Genomic DNA, 1955 nt, shown 5'->3' with positions numbered 1-1955 from the left:
GTCATCGCGCCGGACTCGAACCCCACCCGGGCGGTGAGCGACCGGGCCGCCAGTGCCGCGTCCAGCGCGGCGCGCAGGCCGTGCCCGCGGGGCAGGCAGATCAGCGCCCGGGCCGCGAGCTCGTCCAGGGTCACCGCGGCCCGACCGGCGAACGGGTCGTCCGCCGCCACCGCCGCGACCAGTGGGGACTCGACCAGCACCCGTCCGTCGAGGTCGTCGGGCGGGGCGTGCGGAAACCCCAGCACGGCGACGTCGAGCCTCCTGGACGGGTTCGCCGCCCGCGCGACCCGCGGGCGGTCGCACCCGGCGTTCCGGTTCGGACCGCCCCGCGGTGTCCCGGCCTCGTAGTCTCCGCCCATGACGCGTGCCGCGCCCGGACCGGAACCGCGCCTGCGGGCGTGGGAAGCACGGACCGATGTCGGTCTGACGGTGCTCTCCGCCGGGTTCCTGCTGCTCTACGCCTGCGAGGTGCTGCTGACCCGCACCGGGTCGCCGGCGTGGCGGACCCTGGAGACCCTCCTGTGGGTGCTCTGGGCGGTGTTCGTCGCCGACGTCGCGGTCCGGCTGTCGCTGGCCCGCGACCGGTGGCGGTTCCTGCTCGACAACCCGCTCGACGTCCTGGTCCTGCTCGCCCCGTTCCTGCGGTTCCTGCGCCTGGTCCGGCTCGTCGGCGCGGTGTCGGTGCTGACCCGGACGCTGCGGGACGACCTGCGCGGCCGGGTGAGCGCCTACCTCGTCGTCACCGTGTCGCTGCTGGGGTTCGTCGCGGCGCTCGGCGTCTACCAGGCCGAACGCGACGTGCCCGACGCAACGATCACGACCTTCGCCGACGCCCTGTGGTGGGTCCTGACCACGATCACGACCGTCGGCTACGGCGACCGCTACCCGGTGACGACCGAGGGCAGGCTCGTCGCGGCCGGCCTGATGATCGCCGGGATCGCCGTGCTGGGCACCGTGACCGCGACCATCGCCAGCTGGTTCACCGAGCAGATCGAGCGGTCCCGTACGGAGGCCGCCCGCCACGACGAGCCCGACCCCGCCGGGCCGGGCGCCCCCGACCCGGCCACCTGGGCCGAACTCCTCGCCGAGCTCCGTCGGCTGCGCTCCCGCCTCGACGAGCTGGAGGCGGCCCCCGGCCAGCCGCCCGGCTGACGCCGCGTCAGACCGGCGGGGACAACCCGGCGTCGTGCACCAGCAGCGCCACCTGGACCCGGTTGTTCAGGTCCAGCTTGGTCAGGATCGCCGAGACATGGGTCTTCACCGTCGCCACACTGATGTGGTGACGGGCGGCGATCTCGGCGTTGGACCGGCCCGCGCCGAGATCGAGGGCGATGGTGCGCTCCCGCTCGGCGAGGCACTCCAGCCGTCGCCGGGCCGCGGCCCGGGTGCTGTCCCGGTCGGTCTCGGCGACCCGGTCGATGAGCCGGCGGGTCACCTCCGGCGAGAGCACCGGACGGCCCGCGGCGGCGTGCCGGACGGCGAGCACGAGTTCGTCGGGCGGGGTGTCCTTCAGCAGGAACCCGGCGGCGCCGGCCCGCAGCGCGCGCAGCACGTGGGCGTCGGCGTCGAAGGTGGTGAGCACGACGACCTGCGGCGCGCCGGGGCGGCGGCGCAGCGTCTCGGTGGCGGTGAGCCCGTCGGTGCCCGGCATCCGGATGTCCATCAGCACGACGTCGGGCCGGTGCCGCTCGGCCAGCGCGACCCCCTCGGCACCGTCCCCGGCCTCGGCGACCACGGTCAGGCCGTCGGCGCCGCGCAGCATCATCGACAGTCCGAAGCGGACGACCGGGTCGTCGTCGACGATGAGCACCGCGACGGGGTCGGAGGCGGTCACGACGGCCACGGTAGCCGCATCCCGGTCCGCCACCCCCCGTCCGGGGTCGGGCCGTGGTCCAGCCGGCCCCCGACGAGCGTCGCCCGCTCGGCCAGCCCCCGCAGCCCCTGCCCGGCCGCCG

3 protein-coding genes are annotated in these 1955 nt (G+C 75.9%); 1 reads left to right on the top strand and 2 read right to left on the bottom strand.

From position 1 onward, the window contains the following. The coding region (locus tag GTW08_RS30755) for a LysR substrate-binding domain-containing protein (RefSeq protein ID WP_346010001.1) at positions 1–245 on the bottom strand (245 nt) is incomplete at its 3' end. 112 nt (positions 246–357) lie between these two features. On the opposite strand from GTW08_RS30755, the gene GTW08_RS30750 reads away from it, so the two are divergent. Beyond that, entirely contained in the window at positions 358–1152 is a 795-nt protein-coding gene (locus GTW08_RS30750) for a potassium channel family protein (protein ID WP_083658231.1), read from the top strand. A 7-nt stretch (positions 1153–1159) separates the two neighbouring features. On the opposite strand, the gene GTW08_RS30745 is transcribed toward GTW08_RS30750, so the two are convergent. Beyond that, the gene (locus GTW08_RS30745; RefSeq protein ID WP_073575300.1) at positions 1160–1834 is read right to left on the bottom strand and encodes a response regulator; all 675 of its coding nucleotides are present in this window, start codon (positions 1832–1834) and stop codon (positions 1160–1162) included. Positions 1835–1955: the final 121 nt, after the last annotated feature.

It is taken from the genome of Pseudonocardia sp. SID8383 (assembly GCF_009864975.1).
Classification (GTDB): domain Bacteria; phylum Actinomycetota; class Actinomycetes; order Mycobacteriales; family Pseudonocardiaceae; genus Pseudonocardia; species Pseudonocardia alni.
This window is presented reverse-complemented; position numbering and strand designations above follow the sequence as displayed.

Coding starts and splice junctions, on each gene's coding strand:
- GTW08_RS30750 (WP_083658231.1), top strand. CDS start 358: ATGACGCGTGCCGCGCCCGGACCGGAACCGCGCCTGCGGGCGTGGGAA.